This is a genomic window from Mesorhizobium neociceri, from assembly GCF_013520985.1.
Lineage (GTDB): Bacteria > Pseudomonadota > Alphaproteobacteria > Rhizobiales > Rhizobiaceae > Mesorhizobium > Mesorhizobium neociceri.
On record NZ_JACDTY010000002.1, the window covers coordinates 39,274 to 57,151 of the forward strand.

At 59.0% G+C, this 17,878-nt stretch carries 10 protein-coding genes and 1 pseudogene; 3 read left to right on the top strand and 8 right to left on the bottom strand.

Annotated elements, in window-relative coordinates:
- Window positions 1-168: 168 nt before the first annotated feature.
- Entirely contained in the window at window positions 169-1,122 is a 954-nt protein-coding gene (locus tag H0241_RS04335) for a GDP-L-fucose synthase family protein (protein ID WP_027038545.1), read from the top strand.
- A 962-nt stretch (window positions 1,123-2,084) separates the two neighbouring features.
- Here H0241_RS04335 and H0241_RS04340 read toward each other — a convergent pair.
- From H0241_RS04340 to H0241_RS04370, 7 genes and pseudogenes are all read right to left on the bottom strand, one after another.
- Window positions 2,085-2,759: a glutathione S-transferase family protein gene (locus H0241_RS04340; RefSeq protein ID WP_181056197.1), complete on the bottom strand. Its 675-nt coding sequence runs from the start codon at window positions 2,757-2,759 to the stop codon at window positions 2,085-2,087.
- A 5-nt stretch (window positions 2,760-2,764) separates the two neighbouring features.
- A pseudogene (locus H0241_RS04345) lies at window positions 2,765-3,044 on the bottom strand (transposase); the annotation flags it as partial.
- A gap of 188 nt (window positions 3,045-3,232) precedes the next feature.
- Window positions 3,233-4,441 (bottom strand): beta-ketoacyl-[acyl-carrier-protein] synthase family protein, encoded by a 1,209-nt coding sequence (locus H0241_RS04350; protein WP_181056198.1) that lies wholly within the window; start codon window positions 4,439-4,441, stop codon window positions 3,233-3,235.
- Complete coding sequence (locus H0241_RS04355; RefSeq protein ID WP_027038547.1) at window positions 4,442-4,723, bottom strand: acyl carrier protein; 282 nt, start codon at window positions 4,721-4,723, stop codon at window positions 4,442-4,444.
- Between the two features lie 288 nt (window positions 4,724-5,011).
- Window positions 5,012-5,602: a NodA family N-acyltransferase gene (locus H0241_RS04360; protein WP_027038548.1), complete on the bottom strand. Its 591-nt coding sequence runs from the start codon at window positions 5,600-5,602 to the stop codon at window positions 5,012-5,014.
- A gap of 1,005 nt (window positions 5,603-6,607) precedes the next feature.
- Window positions 6,608-7,345, bottom strand: coding sequence for a 3-oxoacyl-[acyl-carrier-protein] reductase (gene fabG / locus H0241_RS04365; protein WP_181056199.1), 738 nt, complete (start codon window positions 7,343-7,345; stop codon window positions 6,608-6,610).
- 1,792 nt (window positions 7,346-9,137) lie between these two features.
- Complete coding sequence (locus H0241_RS04370) at window positions 9,138-14,708, bottom strand: DUF3320 domain-containing protein (RefSeq protein ID WP_181056200.1); 5,571 nt, start codon at window positions 14,706-14,708, stop codon at window positions 9,138-9,140.
- Window positions 14,709-15,344: 636 nt separating this feature from the next.
- Here H0241_RS04370 and H0241_RS04375 point away from each other — a divergent pair.
- Both H0241_RS04375 and H0241_RS04380 read left to right on the top strand, forming a co-directional pair.
- Window positions 15,345-15,794, top strand: coding sequence for a MucR family transcriptional regulator (locus H0241_RS04375; RefSeq protein WP_181056201.1), 450 nt, complete (start codon window positions 15,345-15,347; stop codon window positions 15,792-15,794).
- 219 nt (window positions 15,795-16,013) lie between these two features.
- On the top strand, window positions 16,014-16,664 hold the full coding sequence (locus H0241_RS04380; protein ID WP_328824614.1) for a thermonuclease family protein: 651 nt from the start codon (window positions 16,014-16,016) through the stop codon (window positions 16,662-16,664).
- 35 nt (window positions 16,665-16,699) lie between these two features.
- Here H0241_RS04380 and H0241_RS04385 read toward each other — a convergent pair whose 3' ends face one another.
- Window positions 16,700-17,860 carry a DUF4236 domain-containing protein gene (locus H0241_RS04385; RefSeq protein WP_181056202.1) on the bottom strand — a complete coding sequence of 387 codons (1,161 nt, stop codon included), beginning with the start codon at window positions 17,858-17,860 and terminating at the stop codon, window positions 16,700-16,702.
- Between the last annotated feature and the right edge of the window lie 18 nt (window positions 17,861-17,878).

Below are 17,878 nucleotides of genomic sequence, written 5' to 3' on the forward strand. Positions count from 1 at the left end.
GCCGGCTGTTGCGCGATTAGCGGACTACATCGGGTGGGCCGGATGGCGATGAGCCTCCCAAAATTGCGCAGGTCTAGCCGTCATCCAATTGCAGCCGACGCTACTCCGCGCATCGGATGAGTAATTCCGCCCGCAAGATCTTGGACGCAAGTAGATGAGAATTAAGGCATGAAAAAAGTCTATGTAGCAGGTCATCGTGGTCTCGTTGGATCCGCCACCGTGAAGGCGCTCGCCGCCGCAGGTTCGTATGAGATCGTAACGCGCACTCACGACGAACTGGATCTCTGCGACAGGAAGGCGACACGCGAATTCTTTATGTCTGAACGACCGGACTATGTTGTCATGTGCGCGGCAAAGGTTGGTGGCATTCTTGCGAACGCAAGCTTGCCAGTCGACTTTCTTCACAACAATCTTGCGATTCAAATTAGCGTCTTTGATGGGGCCCACGCAGCCGGCATCGAGCGTATGATCTTTCTCGGTTCCTCATGCATCTACCCACGCGATTGCCCGCAGCCTATACGAGAGGACTATCTTCTAAGCGGCCCGCTAGAAGCAACAAATCGTCCGTACGCTTTGGCAAAGATTGCGGGTGTGGAATCATGCTGGTCTTTCAACCGGCAGTATCAGACTCGCTATCTCGCGTTGATGCCGACAAACCTGTATGGTCCCGGAGACAATTATCACCCTGACACATCTCACGTTTTGCCCGCTCTGATGCGCCGCTTTCATGTTGCTAAAATGAACCGTGACCCCAGGGTCGTGGCCTGGGGATCCGGGATGCCTAGGCGAGAGTTCATGTACTCGTTGGATATAGGGGATGCCATCGCATTCCTGCTTGGCCTCCCGGCTTCGGATTTTGGGGCGTTGACATCTCCCGACATAGCGCCTCTGATCAATGTTGGCGTTGGAGAGGACATCACCATTCGAGAACTGGCGGAACTGGTTAAAGCCACCGTCTCCTATGAAGGCGATTTGATGTTCGACACCACCAAGCCAGATGGTACACCGCGTAAGCTGCTGGACGTGACGCGCTTGCGTACGCTGGGGTGGGAAGCCAAAACCTCGTTGGGTGTCGGGCTGCAAGCGACCTATGAGCACTTTCTGCGCGATCAGGAAGCTTGACGTTCATGCTGCCTGGTTAGCTCATGTCGGGCGCCACTGGGCGAACCATTGGCGTAGAGTTACCGCAGAGCCCTGTGGTCGACGGCCAGACATCGACGAGCTCAAGCCCCCGCCCCGCCGCTATCGGCACTGAGCTGTTTCGCTCAGTAGCGTTGGTCTGCGGGGGTGCCCAGGCGAGGAGACTCGGGCTGTGCCACCAGGTGACTGCCGCCAACAGGGAAACCAGGCCTGAGCGCATATCTCGGCCAGCTACCTTGGTTCGGTAAAGGTGACAGCATCCGCCTGCAGACGGATGCGCGCCGATCACCGCCTGAGCCCATGCGACTGTGTTGAAGGCGGATCTCTTCTGAGAGCGATTGATACTATCGAACAGATTGGTCTTGCCGCCCGCGATTGCTCGTCAGAGGGCTGAGAAAGCGCCAATCGAGAAAATACGGTCGATGCGCCGCATCCGGTCTGCTCGGCCTCAAATCACCAGCAGCAGCCGAACATGCACGTGGTCCGCCAGATATATGAAAATCGCAGTGGGCGCTGCTCGTCCTGCTCCAAGACCCGTCCCCGTTTGCCGGATGACGCAGAGCTGGACTGCGTCGCCAAGTCATTCCGGGGCCGACGACGGAGCTCACATCCTGCCATGACGACCTAGCTATGAGCTTGGCGCGCGGAGCACGGCGACGACGAGCCCCGTTGCCTAGTTCACGAGGGCTGCGCAATGCCATTCCGCAACATCGGCCCGACCTCCAGCCCTTTGCGCTTGGTCGCGGAGAGTTCCGGCTCCGTAAGTGGATCGAAGGGGAACGCCTGACCGGACAGCGGGCAACGGCTAGATCGCAATCGAGTGGTGAGCAGTCGCCTACTGTGACCGGCACCAATGACGGCCATGCGGACAAACCAGGAGCCGGCAGGAAACACACTGACGGCGGTCGTTGGTTCGCTCTTGGCCAGAGCCCGCAGCGATGCAATCAGCGCTGATTTCTAATTCTGGAGGCTGCAACGGCTTCGGCGATTTTTCTAGTTCTGGAGGCTGCGATGGCTTCGGCCATTCGCTGCGGGGCCTTGGGACGAGCATACATCCCCTTGAGGTATGCTTTGAGATTTGGAAAGCCGTCAACCAGCCCGTATTCATTGCCCCAGTCCAGGACATAGGCTGTGACGCAATCGGCGATGGTTATGTTGTCGCCAACGATGAACGCACGCCCGTCCATGTGCTGTTCAAGCACCGCTGCCATCACCACGAAGTCTTCCCTGGCGAGGGCAATGTCTTGCGGCAGACGCTTGTCTTTGGGATACAAAAATGTGTGCTTGGCTATCCGCCAAAGCGGCTGTTCGAGTTCGGTAACTGCAAACAGAGACCACCGATATGCCTGCGCCCGCTCCTTTAGGTCGGCGGGCATCAGCCCTTTGGCGCCGTACTTCTCCGCCAAGTACATGACGATCGCGGCAGATTCCGTGAGCACGAAGTCACCGTCGACCAGCACCGGAAGTTTGCCGGCAGGATTGAGGCGAAGGAAGTCGGGGTGACGGTTTTCGCCGCCCGCAATGTTGACGGGCACAATCGCGAATTCCGCATCAAGCTCCTGAAGGGCCCAAACTGCGCGAAGCGCGCGCGTTGGACCTATCCCATACAGTGTCATCATCTTAGTTATCTCCTGCTTCTTCGATCATGCCCACTGGCGTGGCGCAACTGACAGCTTTGGTCGCCCGGCTCTCCGGCATGGTCCGGACTGATCAGCTTGCCCACCGCCGGCAGACTGATGAGCAGATCATCGTGGCTGATGGTTCCGGTGCTATATAGCGGGCCCGCTGCACGGCCCATTCATCGTTGTGCTCGAGCAGCAAGGTGTCGACGAGGCGGACAATGGCATCGTCGTTGGGGAAGATGGCAAGACGTCCGTGCGCCGCTTGATTTCCTGTCTCTTCCTCGCCGCGACTGATCGCCAAGAGCTCGGCTGCGACCTATAATGCTCTATGTAGCCCAAATGGCATTCGATGAGTTGTCCGACCAGTGGCGCTTGTACGGCCGTACCTCAGCAAGGAAGTGCTCATCGGCCCGGTGGAGTGATCCGGAAGCGTCTGGATACGGCAGGGTGATCTTTGCAATGCTTCGCTGCTACACCTGTTTGAATGCTAGAACTGCGTTCAGGCCCCCCATGGCAAAGGCGTTGCTCATGGCTACGCGGACCTTGCGCTCGCGCGCAACATTGGGCGTGACATCGAGATCGCACTGGGGGTCTGGCTCGCGATAGTTGGCGGTCGGCGGCACAACACCCTCGCGGATAGCCATCACACAGGCGATCACTTCAAGCGCACTCGATCCACCGAGACAATGCCCGTGGGTGGACTTGGTGGAAGAGACGGACAGCGAATTAGCATGGTCACCAAAGGCGCGCCTGATCGCCGCGGTTTCGATTTCGTCGTTGGCCTTGGTGCCGGTGCCGTGCGCGTTTAGGTAGTCGACATCCTCGGGATTTAGGCCGGCATCGGCAAGGCAGGCGCGCATCGCCGCCTCCGGCCCGTGGACCGCAGGCGCGGCGATGTGGAAGGCATCGGCGGAAAGGCCGACGCCGGCGATCTCGGCAAGAATCGTTGCACCGCGGGCAGTGGCATGCTCATAGCTTTCCAGCACGAACATGGCCGCACCCTCGCCTAGCACCACGCCCCTCCTGTCGGCGGAGAAGGGCCGGCAAGTATCGGGAGCGAGTACGCGCATCGCTTCCCATGCCTTCACCACAAAAAACACGAATGGTGTGTCGCTGCCACCGGCAAGCATCACGTCGGCCCGCCCGAACCTGATCTGGTCGACGGCCGAGGCGATCGCATGGTTGGCCGAGGCGCAAGCGGAGGTTGCGGCGAAAACCGGCCCGCGCAGGCCTAGGTTCATGCTGACGTGGCAGGCAGCTGCGCTCGGCATCAGCTTTACACCAGTCAAGAGATCCATGCGGGTCGCGCCGCCCAAAAGCAGGGAGCGGTAGGCTTTTTCCGTCGCGTCCCAGCCGCCGAAGCCGACGCCCACTGTCGCGCCGAAGCGGTGGGCGTTTCTCTCATCGCAGGAAAGTCCCGCCTGTCGCATGGCCTCGCGCGCGGCAAGCACGGCAAGCAGGCTGAAGCGGGCCATGGAGACGAGCTGCCTGCGGTCGATGTCGTGCTCAGGCAGCGCCTTAATCTCAGCACCGATCGTACCCTTCAGCTCATGAAGCTCTGCGTTGACTATCGGGCCAATGGCGGAGCGGCCTTCGCGCATCCCCGTCCAGATAGAGGCGGCGTCGGAGCCCAATCCGCAGAGCCCGCCTATTCCGGTGATGACGACGCGCCTGTGCATTCAAGCCACCTGAGCAAGCAAGGCACGCATCGCTTTCACCATGTCGCCGACATTCTGAAGATCCGACCACGCCTCGGCCGAGTTCATTTCGATCTTGATGCCGTAGGCTTGCTCCAGGTCCCAGAGGACGTCCGCTAATCCCAGGGAATCGATACCGAGCGCGGTCAGTTCGGTGGCAGTCGTTATATCACCTGCGATGGATGGGGTCGTTCCTCCACCGTTCTCCGATTCGACGCGCTTCTTGACTATGGCAATAATTTCCGTCGTGAGTTGGTCAGCCATTTTGTACCTTTCCATTTCAGCTTGTTTTGAGCGTGGATGCGGCTCAACTCCTGAGCGGGCAGAGTCGCGGAAGTAGCCATTCAGCTTGTGCAACCGACAAAGCCCAATGGTCATAAGAGCCGAATGAATTTCGGCCGGTCTGCGGGGTAGGAGCCGATGACGAGTAATCTCGCCAGCACCCCGATGTTGCGCCAGCATATCGAGGATCTGCGGTGTCCAAAAATGGATTGGCCTGTCGTCAAAGGTCGCGCCAGTGCACCATTTGGAACTTCACAAATACTTCCCTCTTCATAGTTCCGGGCCGTTTCGGTCGATCAGGGTGCCGGACGGCCACTCGTCCATCGAGCTTCCAATGGGCACAACGAAGAGGAGTACGTCCTCGACGCGGGTGGGGGGCAGGTCGAGATAGATATCTGCGAGGGTCGACCGTATGCGAACGCCTGACACAATCGTCGCCACACCGCCTCGGCAGAACCTCTCCATATGGTTGCGCATCGCGTGCCGAACCGTGCCGAAAGCGAATGGAACCCGAAGCTGCTGCAGCACTGGAAACACACCGCTCAGTGAAAAGCCGATTCCGTGTCGCTCAAGATCCGGACGGACCCCATACAACCCCAGTTCGGCCACTAATAGATCGGCCTCGCCAACTTTAATGAACCGGCGCAGTATGCCGACATGAGCCGCTACGCCTTGCGCGTCGTAGCCGATTGCTCGGAATTCCGGCCTCGCACCGGCCCAGCTGCGGCCGCCTTCGAATGGCTTTGCATTGAAGGCCCCAGTCCGCCCATAGCTCTCTCGGAAGAAGTCGGAGAGTTCGGCATGGTCGGTGAGTTGCAAATCATTTTCCCAGCACAACCGCCACCTTACTTCAGAGCGCATGGAACGACCTCGTCTTTATTGCTGTTTTTGAGGTAAGCGCCTTTGCATGAAGAGCTTGTCGCATCAAAATGCCCCTCGGAGCTGATGCAGACGTCGACAACTTCCTTCAAGGGCTTCCTTGAATTGCCCCTATGCGACGTTCTGCAAACCCGGTAAAATCGTTTGTTTCGATTTGACGCATCCACATTATGGATAGCTTTAGGATCGGAATGGACATCAACGAAGCCGCGCGCGCTGGGTCAGCTTCATCCTCCCCGCACCAACGTATCGTCATTGCCAAGCCGTTCTCGCCAAAACGGGCCATCCATACTCGTCCTGCTAGGGGCACATCAGGCGAAGGTCATGTCAGCGGAAATTCTGCCGGTCCTTCCTCGAATTGACGCTCTTGTTGTCGGCGAGGCGGAGGCACGCGTTCCGCTGTTGCTTGGTGATATCCGCGCTCGCGAATCAGCGCCAATGGTGGGTGGCCACAGCGCGGTGCCCGCCAGCACGGGAAAATCTGCCTACTGTGCGCGTAATTTGCTCAGGGTCGATTCTAGATTATTTAGATGTGCTCCATCGTCCCTGCGCCTGTTTCTTCGTCACAGCGACGCTTAAACAAGGCCGATCCGGCATGGTCAAAAAACTATGCCGAGTTTATAGCCCGGTGACCGCTATAGGGACCTACATCGGGGCCACAACTCGCCAGCAAGCAGGGTGAAGCGTCAACGCCATGCTGCCACGCTGCCGGCTCGCCCCCTGCTCAACTGCTGCAGGCAGCTTTTGTGGCCTCTCGTCGCGGCGTTCAAAACCCAACCGAAACCGCTCGCAGCCTGACAAGCTTCATTGTCACGACCGACTATGGACAAATGCCGCGCAACGGTCGGGCGACCTCAATACTGAGCCTGCTGACCGCAGTATTGATCAAGATGATATTGAGCGACACAGCCGCATCTGGCCAAGTGGACGGCGGACATCGTTTCTGGAGTAGGTTCTCCTGCTCCTATTCAGCTGTCTCGCTTAGGTTCAAATCATCGCTATGCCGCCATTGACGTGAATGGTCTGGCCGGTGACGTAAGCCGCCTCGTTGGAGGCGAGGTAGGCGACCGCGGACGCGACCTCGGCGCTGATGCCCATGCGCCGGGTCGGGATCGAAGCCATGATCGCTTCTTTCTGCTTGTCGTTGAGCTTGTCGGTCATGGCGGATTCGATGAAGCCCGGGGCGACGCAGTTGACGGTGATGTTGCGAGTGGCAATCTCCTGCGCCAACGACTTGGAAAAGCCGATCATGCCGGCCTTGGAGGCACCGTAATTGGCCTGGCCGGGATTGCCGGTGACTCCGGTCACCGAGGTGATGTTGATGATGCGGCCATGGTGGCGGCGCATCATCGGATGGGTCAGTTCGCGGGTCAGCCGGAACACGGCGGTGAGGTTGACCTCGATCACGGAATCCCAGTCGGCATCCGACATGCGCACGAACAGGCCGTCCTTGGTGATGCCGGCATTGTTGACCAGGATATCGACGCCTTCTAGGTCGGCCTCCGCCTTCTGGCCGAGCGCCTTGACTGCATCGCGGTTGGTCAGGTCCGCGGGAAACAGTTTTACCCGATCGCCGAGTTCACTGGCCAGCGTCTCGAGCTTTTCGACGCGGGTGCCGTGCAGGCCAACGATCGCGCCCTGGCTGTGCAGCACCCTGGCGATCGCCTCGCCGATGCCTCCCGATGCGCCGGTGACGAGCGCCTTGCGGCCGGTCAGTTCGAACATTTTTTTGTCTCCTGATTTCAAAGAACACGCTTCACTCGGTGAGGTCAAATTGCCAGCTGGCTGTCCAAGCGCCGCCAGCGCACGCGAGCTAACTACCTGCGCCCGCTTGGCGCCCTTTTCCGTGCACAATCTCGAAGCCAGCCCCAGCGTCGGTTTAGCTTCGGAGATCACCAACTGGCCGCAGACATTGTCGTTAGCGATCTGGCATGAACGATTGCCAGCTGCTTGGCCGGTTTCAGCGCAAGCGATTTCGGCATCGCCCTGCTGCAGTTCGATGAGAGTTTGGCGCGGCTTTGCCGGCGCGTTTCGTAATCCTTGTTCGCTCGGCCTGCAAGGCACGCGCTACGCGAATGTATTTAAACTGTCACGCAAAAATATCGGCCGCGGCAGCACGGGCAGCGGCTCTTTTCGGTCTTTCCTGACGCCATCACTGGCTACAAGGACATCGCGATACGTTCGCGATCATCGGAGTTGAACCAGCGCACGTTTCGCAGAACAAGCGGGCAAAGGCTCGCAGTCCTTTCGCGGATTACACCAAGGAAGCTATGGGGGACGACCGACTGGTCGAAACCGCGATGGCGAAAAACCGAAGGCCATCGCATGCCTCTGCTTACGGAAAAAATTGCAACACGTCCGTTGGCAAGCACGTTGTCGTCGACAGGTTCTCGACAGCTTTCCTGTGTCAGATCCGCCCAGCTTCAAACGAGATTCCAGTGCTGAAAGTGAGAACGGATGGATTTCACCTCGACCAAGCGGGTGCGTGGGCAATCGAACACGGCTGGCACGCGTAACAGCTCACCATCGGCTCGGCCCGCAGTCGGCCTTTGAGCGGCAACTGAGCGAGATAGCTAATGCAGGCGAAGATGGCAAAACAGCGCCTGCCGGCTCGGCGCCGCAGCCGGCGCAGTCAACTGGGCTTCGTGGGAAGCGGCAGCCTCTCGATTCCGACGATGTTGCCCTTCGGGGCTTGAGAAGGCCCTCGAGGGCGGCGGGACCGCCGCGGGCACCGCAAGGAAGCATGCAGGTATCCTTCGCAACTTTGCCAGCTGGCTCATCGCAAATAAAAAAGATCCCATTCACGGTCGGCTCGCCTAGTCTTCGCCGCTTTGGCCGCTGGCTCATCAAAAATAGAAAGGATCCCATTCACGGTCGACTCGCTCACGAGTCGACCACCTCGGAGCCGATCGGCAAAGGCTGCGAGAACGGCTGTGGGAGGAGCGCTTGCCGCACGAGCGGTAGGAACGGGAAGCTCGGCAGTAGCGAAGCCGTTCGCGAGCGCGCCCTCAACAGCGCCGTAGCGAGCGATCGGCTTTGCGGGGGTCATCGACAGTTCGCCGGTAGGTTGTTAATCACGCCAACCTGTTTCGAAGGAGGTGACCGACGAGATGATGAGTCTGCGCGCGCTCCCGGGAAGGCTCCAGCTTCCGATCTCCAGGTGCGAGCTCGCAGCTGATCCAATTGATCGACTTGCCCGCACTTGGCGTGCTCCCGGTGCTCCTGTCCCGGATGGTCGCATACGCCGAACATCATCTCCAGCGGGTGAACCGGACGGCACCGTCAGTGATCATACCGGTACGAATCCGTCGAGCCCCTCACCGGCGATAGGAAGCGGCGCGCCTAGGTCGTCGGAATATTCACCAACGACGACACTGTCGTCCGCCTTGCGGGCGCGATCCTGCTCGAACGTAGCGATGAATTGGCCATGCAGCGCGCCAGATAGATGACGCTGAAACCATCAGCCAAATGAGCGATGATCCTCTCATCAGCCTGCTGGGAGTGGCGCGCTGATGTCTTACTGACCGTTTGCGCCGTCTATCAGCAGCCCGTCTTGGTATCGCAACGATCCCTTGGCTACAGCAGCGGCGACCGCCGTTGAAATCAATTGCCTCAATTGCGCGCTTGCGGCTTTGAAGCCCAGCATCCTGGCAATGCTCGTTCCAATTTCGGCCTCCGTCGCGCCGAGATTGGATCTGACCACCTCGATGGCTCCTTGGGCAACTTCCTCCGACGAGATCATTTCGGGCCTACGCAATCCAGGGGACATGACGCCGCTGCGGTCCCGTAGCTGAATAGGCGCGCCAGGCTTGAAGCAGAAGTCGCCTCGCCGCGCCACCGCTCCCCGCGCTTCGGCGACAACAAGCCCACGCTCAATTGCGTCCTGAATTCGACCGCCGGCCCGCTGTAGGCCCCACGCATCCCGGATACGCGATACGACCTCGTCGAGATGGATTGGCGTCTCCGCAGCCACGACTTGCTCGACCAGCCCAGCCAGAAGACCGGTGGGCGTCTCGTGAAGTTCAAACTGGCCGGGCGGTTTCTGTACACTGGCTTCCGCGTAGGCCCGATCGGGTTCCGCGGCTCCGTTCGCGGTTTCCAAGCCGATTTCGGTGACGCTACCTCGGTCGACCGTCACGACTTGTACAGCCGCCGCGCGACTTCTCTGGTTTCCCAACTCCGCCCGTTCAGCAAGTTCTCTCGTTGCAGCCTCGATCGCCGCCACCGTCCGCTCGAGCTGCTCGCGCGGGCGTTGGAACCAATCGGCGCTCCAGATGCGATGTATGATCCAGCCATGGTCTTCGAGCACAGCCTGTCGCAGCCGATCCCGATCTCTGGCGGAGCGCGAGGAGTGATACTCGGCGCCGTCGCATTCGATCCCAATTAGATAGCGCCCTGGCCGCTCCGGATCAGCAACTGCAAGATCGATGAAGAAGCCTGCGATACCCACCTGCGCATGGACCTGATAGCCTCTTTCGATCAATGCGTTGGCCACCTGTTCCTCGAAGATGGAATCCATCTCTCGGGTCGTCGTCTGCGCAAGCGAGATACGTCCGGTCCTCGCGTAGTGCAAAAAGAGCTTGAAGGCGAAGACGCCCTTGCCCTTTGCTCGCTCTAGGTCGATGTCCTCATCTGTTATGGACGCGTACACCTCACAAGCTCGCTTGGCCCGGCTTATGAGGACGTTGAGACGACGCTCGCCGCCTTCCGAACCGAGTGGGCCGAAGCGCATGGCCATGTAACCCTGCGCATTCTTCGCGTACCCTACCGAGATCATGATCACATCCCGCTCGTCGCCTTGAACGTTCTCCAGGTTCTTGACGAAAAACGGCTCGCTCGGATGGGCGTGGAAGAATTCTTCCGTATCCGGATTCAACCGCCGCAGCGCTTCGAGCTCATCTTGGATCGCACGGCGTTGGCTGACCGAAAAAGTCGCAACACCAAGAGACTCTTGCGGATTCGACTTCGCATGACGGATGATCGCTTCTGCTACAGCCCGCGCCTCAATCGGGTTCGTCCCTGTCCCGCCTGAATCGAACACTCCGTCCGGCACGTGATGGAACCGCAGCCCCATGCCGGCCTCTTGGGTATACGGACTTGGAACGATGAAGAGCCGGTTCTCGTAGAACTGGCTATTCGACACGGCGATGAGCGATTGATGTCGGCTGCGATAGTGCCAGCGAAGCATGCGCTGTGGCAAACCGCGGGCCGTGAAGAGCCCGAGAATGCTCTCGATGTCAGCAACCTGCGCACCCTCGCCCTCGTCATCTTCTGATTGCGAGCCCGTCATCTTCGCAAAGAATGTCGTCGGCGGCAGCTGGCGTTCATCACCAACGACGACCACCTGGTTCGCTCTGGCAATTGCGCCGAGTGCGTCCACCGGCTGGATCTGAGACGCTTCGTCCATAACCAGGAGGTCGAACGACATTCGACCGGGCGACAAGAACTGCGCCACCGAAAGTGGGCTCATCATGAATACCGGCTTCAACGCCTGGACAGCGGGCCCTGCCCTCAGCATCAACTGCCGGATAGGCATATGGCCTCTTTTGCGCGCCATCTCAGATCGAAGCAAACCGACAGGACCAGCTCCGCCATCCCTCGACGGGATCTTGCGATGATGCGCGGTTACGACCTCGATGGCGCTAGCCTTGATCCTCTGCCGGTCCAAATCCGCAAAGTCGCGGACAGCCCTCGAATGTAGCTCGCCGTCAAACCTGCCGAGCTCTGGCTCCTTATTCGCCATCGCCGTGAGCATTTTCTCGTAAAAGCTCATGTCGAAGACCGATCGCGCCGATGCGATTGGAACCTGGCCGTTGGCTAGGCCGCCGATCAACTGTCCTAGTCCCGCCTTTTGGGCGCTCTCAGATCGTTCTTCGTAGGCAACCCATTTCGAGAGCTGTTCCTGATGCTCGACCCAGCCCTCCAATCGGGCAATCAACTCGGCAATCACGACCTCAGAGAAATCGCCTACTCCGAACAAAGACGAAGCATCCGCTTTCAAATCCTCCGCAAGCGCCTTCAACTGCAGCGCCGCGGCTTGGGTCGCTTCTCGCGTCGCACGAGCCGATTTTGCGATCTCGACCCTGTCAGACAGACGCGCGACCAGATGTCGGAGTGCGCTATTGTTTTTCAACCAGAGTTCAGCCTGCGTAAGCGCGACCCAGTTGGATCCTCGGCCGAGCCAAGATGAGCCGAATGCGGACCTGCCAAGGCCTTCAGCAGCATCGATCTCTTGAGCAAGCTTCTGCAGCGCGCCCAGGCGCCGTACAAGCTCCAGCCGATGCGACAACTGATCTGGCACTCTGGCCAGAACCACTCGAGACGCTTCGTCCGCTTGAGCCACGGATCGCGCCTTGACCTCCATCAGCTGCAGCGAAGCCCGCTCGGCGGAAGCCACATCACCCAGCACGGACGGCGCGAGGTGGCCGAGATCGTTCCAGAAACCCTCGATCATCGGCCGGCCGATATCGATCACCTTGCGAACCCGGACCGCCCGCGCGCCCGCTTCGGCGCGCTCGGCCATCCGACCAGCAATAAGTCGCGGTTCCGAGCCAAGCCCCCTTAGCGTGCGCATCCATTCCACTAGAGCTAAGAGCGGTGCCGACGAGGATTTCTCACGGCGCCAATCTGCTCCAAAGGCGGAACGACCAAATGCGTCGCCATCACGAACCCTTGCGGCCGCGGCTTGCCCCTTCATCAACAAGTCTAGGAGACGCACTGTCTCCGTCGACGGCGCGTTGGGATCGACCAGAAGGGACCGCAGAAGGGCTTTGGCGCGACGGTAGTCGCCACTCAACGCCTTCAACAGTCCCGTATGGGTGGCGAGGGCTTGCCTTGTCGGTGCTACGTCCGTATTCCAGGCAGCATCGACAACTTTTCCCTTCAGTTCTGCTTGAACCGCCTCAAGCGCCGCGACGCTCTCGGCAAGCTCCGCCGCTTGTTCAAGTCCTGAGTCCCAAACGGTTGCCGCAAACGCTTCGGGGCTTGCGTCAGGGGCGGCCGCTACTCTCTCCCCAGTCACGATTAGTCTAACGAGACCTGCCAGCGTGTCTGGTACAACCGTTGACCCTAGCTCTTGGTTCAACCGCTCCGCTTCATCCCGCAAGCGCGGGAGCAGAACGGTCAGCTGGTGCGCGCGAACAAAGCCGTCTTTGGGAAAGTCCGATGGCAGTGTTGCAAGCTCTGTCTCGAGATCTTCAATTGGCGTGTCGATCGCCGTCGCCGCCAAATGCTGCGAAAGGTCTTCGAATTTGCGGGCGAAATCCGATCCTGTCCAAAGAAGTGATGCAATCTCCTTAGGATGGTCATCCCACACCGGTGAGACCAACGCGTCGGCGGGGAGCTCTGGTGCGGACGCGAGCAGTTCTGCACGATCTTCTATGTCGCCGCTGTCGCTGAGAATTCGCGGGGCCTCGGCTTCGATCCGCGCGGCAATGTCGATCAGCTTTGCCTGCACGGCCTTCGCCTGATCGAGCAACGACCCGATGCGCGGGACGAGCCGCTCGACGGTGGTTGGCAGTACGACATCCAAGCCTACCCCTCTCCAGGGGTGGTGGATGGGTAGCCCGATTTCGTTGATCCGTTGAGAGACCTCGTCCAGAAGCTTCCGGCGTGACGAAACGCCTTCACTCGTCCAATCGGTGGCACCTTCGAGCTCGATATCTACGGGCTTTTGCCCGTTCTGCCTCAGCCGGGTTAGCTGGCCGAAAACCTGGTAAGGGGTCAGGGAGGATGCGCCGAACGGAACATGCATCCGGTCGGCATGCGCATTGAGCTTGTCGCGCGCCTGCGACAACTGATCAGTGAGCGCAGACGGGAATTGTCCTCGAGGCGATCCGAGCTGCCAGGTACGACGCAGCTCCTCCAGCATCATGCGCTTGTTCGCCTTGTTGCTGTGGAGCTCCAGACACACGTCCCCTACCCCGGCATTGTCGAGGCGGCGCTTCACGACCTCCAGCGCGGCCATTTTTTCGGCAACGAAAAGCACGGTCTTTCCGTCGGCCACGGCCGACGCGATAACGTTTGCAATTGTCTGCGATTTTCCTGTGCCGGGGGGACCTTGGATCACAAGATCGCGTCCCTTTCTTACGTCGTGGATCGCGAGCGTCTGGGAACTGTCGCTGTCGACGATATGCAACATCTCCGCAGGCGCGATGTGCGGATCAATCGCGATATCATCCGACATCAACGGCTCGCGTGCTTCAAAGCCGTCTGAAAGGAGCGAGCAGATCTTCGGCTGCTCGATGATCTTGGAGCCCTCGGGCCAGATCTCGGGATCAAGGTCCCGGTACATCAAGAACTTCGCGAACGAAAAGAAGCCCAGGACCATGTCGTCCCGGAGCACCTCCCAACCCTCTTTGGTTGAAACCGCTTCGGCCACGGCACTGAGATACTTTGAGGCGTCGAAGTCGTCTCCCGCGTCGAAGCTCGGCATGGCGAGCTTGTGCATCCGATCGAGATAGAGCTCGAGGGAAAGGTTCGCGCTCTGATCCTCTGGCCTGGCGCGTAGCCGGAACTTCTCTCCAGCCGTTCCTCGCTCGAGCCGGACCGGCACCAAAATGAGCGGCGCTTGACGAATGTTTTCTTTGTTGTTGGGATCAATCCACTTCAGCATCCCCAGAGCTAAAAAGAGGATGTTGACGCCCTGCTCCTCTTCTAGAGTCCTGGCATCATGGTAGAGATCAAGAAGTCGACGTTGTAGCCCGGTTGGGGTCATCCGCGTCTGCAGTTTGGTGTCTGAATGTCGCGCAGACACCCCCCTATCGTCGACGTCATCGTCCTCTGGCTGAGCAAGGGAAATGGGGGAGAAATCAATGTCGTCTTCCGTGGCGGTACTTTCTTGGCCTGCCCTCGGTCTATCGGGCTTGCCGGCGAGGAAGGTAAAAACCTTCCCTTCGTTCGCCAGCAAACGATAGACCTCGGATGACCGCTCATCGACGATGTCGATCGTTTTCGCGCTCTTGGAAAACCGCGGCACGTTCAATAGCCGGTTGCGGGCGGAAAGATCGAGCAACTCCATCCTGGCGCGCTCGAGTTTCTCCTTCAGAGGCAGGTCGCTTTGGAAGACCGATTTTTCGACGTCAGACAACTACACCCCCCGCGCAGAACGAAACACATAGAACCTACGCAATGGCAGTCGCAACAAAAAAACCAGCCGCTTCTGAAATTTGTGAATAAAAGGTTTCATGCCGGCTAGGCCTCAATATTTGTGAAACCGATCCGACGGGCTGCCTTCCCTCAAATCTCAAGCAATAGCTCCACTCCGGACGTATGGAACAATTGCCCAACCCAGAGACGCAATAGCACCACCTTTTTGGCCCTGCTTGTCTCTCTTTTGTTCCAACCAACAGCACCAACCAACACTGTTTGGAACTTAATGATCTTATTGGAAAACTTTCAGATTCCGCGGTCGCAAGCTCTGGCGAGCACTCGGCTGCCATCTGACAACACGATCTCTCCCGGGCGCCGTAAGGTTACCAGCGGGCGTGGAAGATTTCACTTTCTGCGCCCCTTACTTGATACCCTTAGTGTAGGATGGTGATATGCCTCTTCTCAAGCCGCGAGCTCGACTGTATACAGAGAAAATTGGCTCTCGCCAGGCTGGCGTCGCATTCCGTCCTCTATTAGTAAAACAATAATTCGTGCAGGATTGGATTCGGCCGATCGGCCCTTTGAAATATGGTCGGAGACAACTAGCTGCTTGGGTAATTTGTGGAGCATCGAATTGGCTGACGAAGATCATAACCACTTGGGATCAGTCATCGAGCTCACGGCCAACATTGTTTCAGCTTATGTCAGCAAAAACGCCGTTCCTGTATCATCGCTGCCGGATCTCATCGAGAGTGTGAATTCGTCGTTGGCACGTATTGGTCGGCCGATCGAACCTGAAAAGCCAACACAGCCCCCTGCCGTTAACCCCAAGCGATCAGTGACGCCAGACTATATAATCTGCCTCGAGGACGGAAAGAAGTTCAGGTCGCTCAAGCGACACCTGACCACTCATTTCGGCCTCACACCCGACGAGTATCGGGAAAAATGGGGGCTGCCGCACAACTATCCGATGGTAGCTCCGAATTATTCGCAGAGCCGTTCGGTTCTCGCCAAATCGATCGGACTTGGACGTAAGGCAGCCGCGGCAGATAAGGCGCCGGCGAAGAAGGGAAAGACACGGTAGGTCAGGCACGCCTTTTCTCGTTCGGGGAGCTAGCAGTTGAAGAACGATCGGCAATCCCACCGACACCGGTCGCGCCTAGGGCGCGGGCGGCGAAGCTTCCTCGGCCACGTTTCCCGCGGCCGGACCGTTGCCATCGTATCCCTAGCAGTCGCTGGCCTGTCTGCTTCAGCCTACGCCCTTTTTTCCCTAACGGGAGGCAACCACAGGGAACTTGGCTCAGTGATCGCCGACTGGACCACTGCAAGCCGACCGACCATCATGGGGACGGCCTCGGTTGTGGATGGTGACACGGTCGAGATCCACGGTCAGCGTATCCGTTTCAACGGTATCGATGCACCCGAAAGCCGGCAGCTGTGCAAAGATGCTAATGGCCTGGATTATCCCTGCGGGCGTCGATCCGCCGAGGCCCTAGACACCTTTTTGGCCGTGTCTCGTCCAGCACAATGCACGTTCGTGGCATGGGACAGGTATCACCGCTTCGTCGGCGATTGTCGCCGGGCCGATGGCGCCAGTGTTGGTTCCTGGATGGTCAAACACGGTCAGGCTCTGGATTGGCCTCGCTACAGCCACGGCGCGTATGCTGAACAGCAGGCGCAAGCGAAAGCAGCGAAAGTCGGATTGTGGACTGGTGAGTTCGAAGCGCCATGGGACTGGCGCGCCGATCATTCTGACGATCCAAAGCCGTCAACGAACCGCAAGTTGGGTGTGATCACCCCAAGTAAGATAGCGCAGAGCTATTCCTGCCAGCCTCGACGCTACTGCTCTCAGATTTCCTCCTGCGAAGAGGCGCATTGGTACCTTAACAATTGCTCATGGGGCAGGAAGCTGGACCGTGATGGCGACGGGATTCCTTGCGAGGGCCTCTGCTGATCTGTCGGGGCGCGGATCGGGCCAGCTTCGCTCGTTTAGAAACCAGCCGTCAGGCTCCGCTGCCCCGCCGAAGGCGACGACGTTCGGGCTGCGCCATGCACTTGGGCCAATGCTAATATAGCCTGGCAAAATGGCTGACTGACATTCGTTTTCGAGAATTCAACGAGTTCATTCAGCCCGCTCGCGCTAGACAGACGCAATGCCTCATATCGGCAGATCGGAATCTGCCGATTGTTTTTGAACCGCCTGTCGGGGCCGCCGCTTTTGTTTGGATGTGCCCAAGTATGTCCTACGACCTGAGCATCGGACGGAACTTGGCCGGTCTCGATGAAATTGCTCGGTGCAAATTGGGTTCGAAGGTCGCCATAGCCGACCGCGCCGTACCGGTTTCCGTCCTTTATAAGGACAAGGTCCGGCATGAAATAGAGCACTTGTCGGCCAACGTGAATTGAAGGCGGCGTGACATTGCTGCGAACAACGATCGGTAAGGTGCTTGCAAGTGTCGTCGGCTTTTTATCGACCAGCATGCTAGCGCCGGCGTTGCGCTTCCAAGTCGTCAGATCCTCGATCTTGCCCCCTGCCGCCACATGCCACCTTCCGGCGCAACCGGTGAGCGTCTCGAAAGCGGCCACCAGCCTACCATAGGCAGCCTCGGCGTCTTGTTCCAGATCATAGAAAAGCACGCTCACCCGGCGATAGCCGTCAAACCATTTGCCTATCAGCATGCCCGGTAGAAAGGCACCTGTCCCCAGCACCGGCCCTACACCTCCGATCGCTTTGCCGACGAGGAAGCCTACGATGCCGAATAAGACTGCCAGTATCACGGAGAGCCGCCTTTGGGACTGCCTGGCATTGATTTCGTCCAGCACATCGGAAGAGGTCTCATCGCGCATGTCCATCACGTCGCCGGACTCGATCTCCCTCATCATGACACCATCGGCGACGTATTCCGGCGCTGACGGTTGCGGCTGTATCTGCGGCGTTTGAGGCGCCGGCTGTCGAGCGATGTTTTTTGCGCCGGCCTTTCCGAGCGTGCCGCGATAATAGAGACCGCCAACGCCGGCATGAATGTAATGGCCCCGTGGCCCTGTCCCGATCCGAAGGCCCTTCACGCCGACGGAGACGCCAACGCCGCCCGATGAAAAGTTGAACCGGAACGGTCCTGCGCTGACCGATTTGCGAAGGTAAAAACCCATCCCCCTGAGCCCCCATCT